Source organism: Kaarinaea lacus (assembly GCF_975902315.1).
Genome location: NZ_CDLKIE010000502.1, coordinates 1 through 7407, shown reverse-complemented (window position 1 = coordinate 7407; position 7407 = coordinate 1). Strand labels below are relative to the sequence as shown.

The following is a 7407-nucleotide window of genomic DNA, read 5'->3' as shown; positions in this document are numbered from 1 at the left end:
TGCGTTAAAAGATTATCAACCTTCAGTACGTCTGGCCGCCGCCAATGCCTTGAATAATATCGACGATAAACGAACAATACCGGCATTAAAAAACTCTCTAGGTGATTTGGATGTTAACGTTCGAGAAGCAGCGCGAAAAACTTTATTGGCTAAAAACTGGGTACCTGAAAATAATCAAGAGAAAGCATACTATTGCATCGCAAAACGTGACTGGAATATGTGTGAAGAAGTAGGAAAGCCCGCTGTTAAACCTTTATTGCTGGAATTAAAACAGGAAGATTCACCATACCAGGTAGAAGCAGCGCGCGTTCTGGGTCAAATTAAGGATCCAACGACCATCCAGCCTTTAATTGATGCCATTGCCAACACTCAATGGCTCGACGATGACTTTAAACTGAAAATGTTAATCAACAGCACATCCCGTGCGCTTCAAAAATTTGGAATTCAGGCTGTACCCGCGTTGAAGGCAACGTTAACACAATGGTACACAGCTCAGTACACAGCGCCAATATTGCAGGATATTGGCTGGGTACCTCGTACCGAGGAAGAAGAAATACACTACCTGGTTGCAAAACGCGCCAATAAGGATTTACAGGCGCTATGGTCAGATACAAAGCGAGTATTAATGAAAGATATTGAATCAAAAGATTCTGATCGAATTAGTAATGCACTATATGCGTTTATTGGTATCGGCAAAGAAGAAGTCATTAGCGACTTGCTCAAACTACTGGACAATAATGGTTCTATTCAAATTGCCGAAGCATATTTGAATAGTGGCAACGAAAAATTAGTTAATGGTGCTGTAAGCTGGACCAGCGATCGAGGTCTGGTTGTAAACAAATATTCGGAAGGAAATAGTCCGGTCGAGTGGGGTAAGCTATAAAGATAAATCACACCTTTCTTTCCATTTTCCTGATAATAAAAATATTGTGATTCCAGATTACCGCTAAATGCTACATAATGGCTATGCTAGTTATTATTCGAACTGCCACTGATATCAATTCTGCAATCCACCGAAGTTATCCCCCAACTTGCCTATTGCAGGCAAATCACTAAATTTGTTTATATTGTGACCATATACTCTGTTTTATAATATACAGAATATACAATATGTTACATAACTATTAGAGATTTAATATTAAATAATAACAACCACTCAGTTTGACACTATCCTGGGCCAACGAGATAATGGTGGTCAGCGAATGCGCATGTGTTTGATAGTGTGTTGTATTTCACGGGCTATCATCAAGCGAATAATGCGCAAAAAATCGCTCGCAGTCGTGATGTTGCAGTAATCGGTCTTACCTGTGGGTGGGGGATCTCCAGAACTATGCAACGAAGCGGTAAAAGCATAGTCAAACATATTGGAGTCGGGAGTATGCAAAATCTTAATCAAAAAAAAGCAGCATCTAATTTTAACTTTGATGAGTGGCTGGATCTTTCAAAACGCGACCCGGAAACCTTTGAGTCGCGGCGTCTTGAATCGATAGAAGAATTTATCAATAGCGTCCCGGAAGACAAGCAGCATCGCCTTCGTTGCCTGCAATGGAAAATTGACCGTGTACGCGCAAAAATGCCAACACCACTGGCGGCCTGCGTCGCCATATCGGATATGATGTGGGATTCTCTGGATCGACTGAATCAGTTGTATCATGATTGTGAGTCAATTTCGTCGTTAGAGCACGGCAAGCGGGTTTTAACCCCATTGCCCAAAGCTGAAATAATTCCAATGTCATCCAGATTATAAATATTTGAGATCACAGAATGAATTAAAGGGCCTGGCCAAATAGCCAGGCTTTTTTTTTCGAAAAAATAACGGATCTTAGCTCCATCATAGCTAATCCTTAATTGTCATTGGATAACAGGATCTGGGTGTTTAATTGTTCAATATTGTTATTCGTTACGATGAGAATTTCTAAATCAAGATTGAATCGAGTGAAGACAAAATATAATTAGCCTGGTCCGGTACCAAAATAGCAAATTTCATGTGGCAAATTGGGCCAATATAATCATTTGAACTTAATGCTTTGCACATCTGGTCAATTATTCACCATTAAAGCGTATAAATAGTAACTTTATAGTGCGAAATTCGGATAACAGCTATAAATAACAAAGACATAGCAGATTTCGCAAACTAAAAAAGTAGCTATTTATTAACCAGATTTTTGTGGTACAGTTGAGCCTGATCTAAATAAATCAGTACAAAGCAACATAAATTCCTTGGGGTCATGCGTTTAAAATATATCCAAAATAAGCGTGCAGGGGTCAACGCTGTTTGGGTACTGCCTCTAACACTGTTAGTCGGCTGCGCTACACAAACATCATTTGCACCTGACAAAACACAGGTAGCTTTCAATCCTGACGATGATAAGCAGATTGAGCAGCGTTATCAGCTGCATCGCGCATTGCCTTTTTATGACCGAGATATTGAGGTCTACAATCAAGGTCTCCAGGCATATGACATAGGCGAGTATCAGGACGCTTACCGGATTTGGTTGCCTTTGGCGAAGGAAGGTAACGCAATCGCGCAATTTAATATTGCCCACATGCACGAAGTTGGGGAAGGCGTTGAAAAGGACGCTGTTAAGGCCTTGCAATGGTACCAACGAGCTGCCGTACAAGGTTATGCAGAAGCGCAAAACAATCTCGGTATTCTTTACTCTTCTGGCATAGGTACTCCAATTGATCTGAAGCAATCCGCACACTGGACAGAAATGGCCGCTTTGCAAGGCCTGCCTAACGCACAATTTCAAATGGGCGTTAAATACAATAACGGTCGAGGCGTGCAAAAAAATGAAACCAAAGCGTTCGAATGGTTTTTAAAATCATCTTCTTCAGGATTTCCCGCAGCGCAAACCCTAACTGCTGAATATTATCTAAGTGGAAAAGGTGTTCAGCAGGACGTTAATCTGGCCCTGTACTGGTTCCAGCAGGCTGCAGAACAAAATTTTCCGCAGGCTCAATACAGCCTTGGTGTGTTATATCAAAAGGGCGAAGGTGTAAAACAGGACTATCTCGAAGCGCTGGCGTGGTATAAACGCGCAGCATTACAAAACTATGCGCCTGCACAGTCAAATCTTGGTGTCCTCTATGCCAGAGGCCTCGGTGTAGAAAAAAATTATGACGAAGCATTTCGTTGGTACAAACGGGCCGCGCTTGGGAATGATGCCATTGGCCAGTTTAATTTGGGCGAAAGTTATGCCACTGGACGAGGTGTAGAGCGTGACGACAATAAAGCTATGATGTGGTACGGCATGGCCGCCACTCAAGGTCTGGCGGATGCCCAGGCAGCCCTCGGACTAATGTATGAGCTTGGGCGTGGTGTGAAACAGGATCTAGCAGTAGCGGCATCCTGGTATCGTCTTGCTGCAGAAAAAAATGTCAGTATGGCCCAATATAGCCTGGGAATACTTTATTTAAACGGCAATGGTATCCCGCAAGATGATGTAGCGGGTGCTAATTGGGTATCTCGCGCAGCTCAGCTTGGTGACAAAACTGCCCAATTTATTATGGGACAGTTATATGAAAGCGGACGCGGTGTACCGAAAGACATTAAATTGGCGTTCAATTTCTACCGCGCAGCAGCAAAGAATAATCACATTGAGGCTCAATACAAAGTAGCGCGCATGTATATCACCAACAAGGGTGTGGAAGAGAATCTTTCCAAGGCCAGTTACTGGCTTATTCAAGCAGCAAAAAATGAACATGCATATAGCCAGTACTACCTGGGGCTCCTTTATCAGACAGGCGAGGGAGTTGACTTAAATTTGGTTGAAGCATTGAAGTGGCTGGAAAGCTCCGCAGAAAAGGGAGTCACACCCGCACAGCATTACCTTGGTCAAATGTATGAGAATGGCAATGGCGTGCTACCAAACCAGCACAAGGCCGCGCTATGGTACAGAAAAGCCGCAGAAAGTGGATACGCGCCATCAGCAGATAATCTTGGTTATTTGTATACAATCGGCAAGGGTGTGAAACGTGACTACTATATGGCGATCAAATGGTTTTCAGTAGCCGCTGACCAGGGCTACAAAGATGCATTGAACAATCTGGCCTGGAGCCTGGCTACCGCACCTGTGAAGGAGCTACGCGATGGCAAACGCGCCATAAATATCGTTGAATCTCTAATGGAAACGGATGAAACTGAAGTTGGCCTGCTGGATACTTTGGCGGCAGGTTACGCGGAAATAGGTATATTCGATAAGGCTATCCAATACCAACAACAGGCAATTAGCCGCCTGGAGTCCACAAAGCAGCAAGATCGTTTAAAAGTATTCGAACAACGTCTTAAAGCTTACCAACAAGGTAAACCCTGGCGCATGCCAGTAAACTAGAGATTACTATACCCGTTTTTATTGTCCGCCTCCTTGGGGACGCCATATAAAAAAACCCCATCCAGAAAAGGATGGGGTTTTTGTTTGGGAGAGTATTAACTAATTTGTCTAGTCTTCCAGTTCTGCCTGATCCCAGTCAATGGAACTGCCATTGTAGTCTCCGCGCGCTTTCACGATGGTGCCCACATCCACCAGGTTATAGAATGCATCAGAAGTAAGCACTGTGTCATTTATATCGCGGAATTTAAAACCGCCACCCGTGGTTGTCACGGTAACGCCTAACAGGGTGAAACTGGTACCTGCAATTTCGCTATCTACGGGAGCTTGCAGAATAGTTCTCGGAGTTGGATCACCACTGGCACCACGATCTTCAAAACGGGTGGCAGTGACAGTGGTGCTGCCAGTTTCATAGCCGCGCAGTCTTACTTCGTGGCCAACCACTGGATTGCCGTCTTTTTCGGTCCAACCGTCAAGATTGATGGTAATGCCATCCAGACCCACTATTGTCAATGTTGTACTGCCATCAGCCGTTGCAACGTTACCTTCAATCTTCACGTTGTAGCGGAATTGCACTTTAGTAGCTACTAGCGTGCCGTCAGTGAGCTGACCATCAACTTCCAGTTTACTACCGAGTGCGATATCTTCTGGTAATCCGCCTTCGTATACTGTGGAAGCGCTGGTAGTAACCGGTATATTGCCCACGGTAAAGGAAGCGGAGCTGGTATACGCTGTCACAAAACCTTCGATTTCAACATAGGATACGTTGTCATTGCCGCTGGTTACTCCAGTTGGTTCTACTTTCGTGGCAGCTAAAGTGCTTACATCTAATTTTACTTCTACCAGTTGGTCGGCAGAGGGCATGCCGCCACTTAAGTCACTCACATCAGCGTTAGTGTAATCGATGTTCAGATTACCGATAGAAAAATTGGTTGATGTAATGGACTGTGCAAAGCCGATAACTTTGTATTCCGTCAACGCCACATTGCTGTCTTCTATCAGTGTGGCTTCTATGAGGCCATTACCGCGCACGTGACCATGAACCTTCACTTCATCGCCATTGGTGAGACCAGCTAAACCGCCTGATAAAGAATCATCGATAACGGTCAAGTCGGTTATCTGTACGGTTTGGCCTAATACACCCAGTTCACGACTCGTAGCGTCGTAAACTACATCTACTGGCCCTTTGACAACGCTTTCCACAGTGACACTGCTGGCAGTACCATCGACGCCATTGTCATCAATGGAACCACCGACAACGACGACTTGCCCGACTTTCAGTTGGTCGTCACCGCTTGGATTGTCATCGATTTTTACTGTGGCATCTGTTGTGACGTAACGCACATCGTTGACATAGACGCTGCCCAGTTGGGTAACGGTACCGAAAGCTACAGCGCTTGGTACGTCGCCGCCGCCACCACCACCGCCGCCACCGCCACCGCCACCACCGAGGCCGGTTCCTTCTGATCCACCGCTACTGCACGCACCGATGACTAATGCAGTAATAGCTATAACTGCAAGTGATTTAACCCGATGCATATTCATGATTGGTTCTCCTTAATTGATGAATTCTCGAAATAGTAAATTCCGACACCAGCTGTATAGCAGCCTTCACCTTCTACATCGGGATTTACATCGCGGTCATGTTTTTGGATTAACTTATCCATTAGCTCAATGAGTTCTTGTCCGTGTTGCTTTGAAAGTGCTCTTATTTCAGATAAGGCTTCTTTCGGTAAATTGTTGTAATACACTTTACGTTGAAAGAATGGTTTTTCTTGTGGATCCTGCATATTGTGATTTATGGTTTCAATAAGACTTGACACATCCGTTCCCAAAATCCTCAGTTTTTCTGTTTCACTATGTGAAGGAACATAAGAACGATTCACCAGGCGCGCATGTTTATCTCCGACTTCAACGGCGCCGACGCGTACCAGTTCATCCAGCATGGCTCGCACCAGCATGTCGCCACTGGATTTGCGCACCAGGTCGCCAAATGTTGGTGATTCGCCATCAATAGGTAGTTCCATTGGTTGTCCCGGTTTAATTTGAAATTCCGGATCACTAACCCAGGCGCTGATAACTCGTGCTGCGCGGTTGAATGAATCCCTGATGTCCTTTGTTTCTTTAACGTTTGAGTTTTGAATTCGGGAGATTTCTTTTCGAGAAATTCCCGTAATAATTGCCACCCGCGCTGCGCTTTGTTTACGGCCTTGCAGCGAAAATTCCTGCTCGGCGACCTCAATGAACACTTTTTTAGCTTCCTCCATGAATGCCCGGTAGGACACTCCGTTTCGCAGGATGATTTTCACCAAAGGGGTTAATAATCGGTTAATGGCTTTGGTGAGTACCGGTAAGGCTTTATTTTCAACAATCGCATCCATTTTATCGATCCTTTTCGGGAAATAATTCCCTAAATCTCTTTTTAGGGAAAATAGTCCCTAAAACTGCAATTGTCAATAGCGGATCATGGATTATCTGGAATAACTAAAATTATTTTTCTTAAATGTTGATCAAGCCCTATTTTTGGCTAATTAAACATCAAATCTGGAAAAGCAGGAAGATAAGGATTGGTGGGTTTTGACCTATACCAAAGTCTAGGTAAATGTTAGATCAATTACGGGTGTAAATAACAATTACATTAAGCACAATAATCTTACGGATCAAATATTAGGCAGCGAGAGGCTTAACTTAATGATATGGAAGGTATCCTAGAACATCATGAAATTGTCCAGGCGTCTGCAGCCATCACTCAATGGGATACCGATCCGCTAGGTAGTTTGCTCGTCCAAAAAAAGAATCTCAAAGAATCAGAACTCAACAGTATTTTATCTCATTCCAGGAATCGCGATGGTTCACTGGCGTTTATGCTGATTCGTTTTGGATTGGTATCGGAACAAGATATCGCGAACGTGTTATCCGAAATCACCGGATTCCCGCTCTTACAGACCCACGAGTATCCCGACGTTCATTTTTTGCAGGCCAACATTTCTACGCGATTTCTTAAATCCATTCGTGCGGTTCCGATCTTTGAATCCGCAACCACGCTCATTGTAGCGATGGTGGATCCCCGTGATGT

The 7407-nt window shown here is 44.1% G+C and carries 6 protein-coding genes; 4 read left to right on the top strand and 2 right to left on the bottom strand.

Going from position 1 to position 7407, the window contains the following annotated elements:
• The 3 genes from ACWVCM_RS15680 to ACWVCM_RS15670 form a co-directional block, all read left to right on the top strand.
• On the top strand, positions 1–883 hold an 883-nt coding region (locus ACWVCM_RS15680), incomplete at its 5' end, for a HEAT repeat domain-containing protein (RefSeq protein ID WP_455202706.1).
• Positions 884–1378: 495 nt separating this feature from the next.
• Positions 1379–1747: a DUF3135 domain-containing protein gene (locus ACWVCM_RS15675; RefSeq protein ID WP_455202705.1), complete on the top strand. Its 369-nt coding sequence runs from the start codon at positions 1379–1381 to the stop codon at positions 1745–1747.
• A 481-nt stretch (positions 1748–2228) separates the two neighbouring features.
• Complete coding sequence (locus ACWVCM_RS15670) at positions 2229–4334, top strand: tetratricopeptide repeat protein (RefSeq protein WP_455202704.1); 2106 nt, start codon at positions 2229–2231, stop codon at positions 4332–4334.
• A gap of 108 nt (positions 4335–4442) precedes the next feature.
• Here the strand turns inward: ACWVCM_RS15670 and ACWVCM_RS15665 are convergent, their stop codons facing one another.
• On the bottom strand, positions 4443–5876 hold the full coding sequence (locus ACWVCM_RS15665) for a DUF5666 domain-containing protein (RefSeq protein ID WP_455202703.1): 1434 nt from the start codon (positions 5874–5876) through the stop codon (positions 4443–4445).
• Positions 5873–6712, bottom strand: coding sequence for a DUF6502 family protein (locus tag ACWVCM_RS15660; protein WP_455202702.1), 840 nt, complete (start codon positions 6710–6712; stop codon positions 5873–5875). The genes ACWVCM_RS15665 and ACWVCM_RS15660 overlap by 4 nt, the downstream gene beginning before the upstream one ends.
• A gap of 315 nt (positions 6713–7027) precedes the next feature.
• Here ACWVCM_RS15660 and ACWVCM_RS15655 point away from each other — a divergent pair.
• Positions 7028–7407 (top strand): GspE/PulE/PilB domain-containing protein (locus ACWVCM_RS15655; protein ID WP_455202701.1); only part of this gene is annotated, 380 nt, incomplete at its 3' end.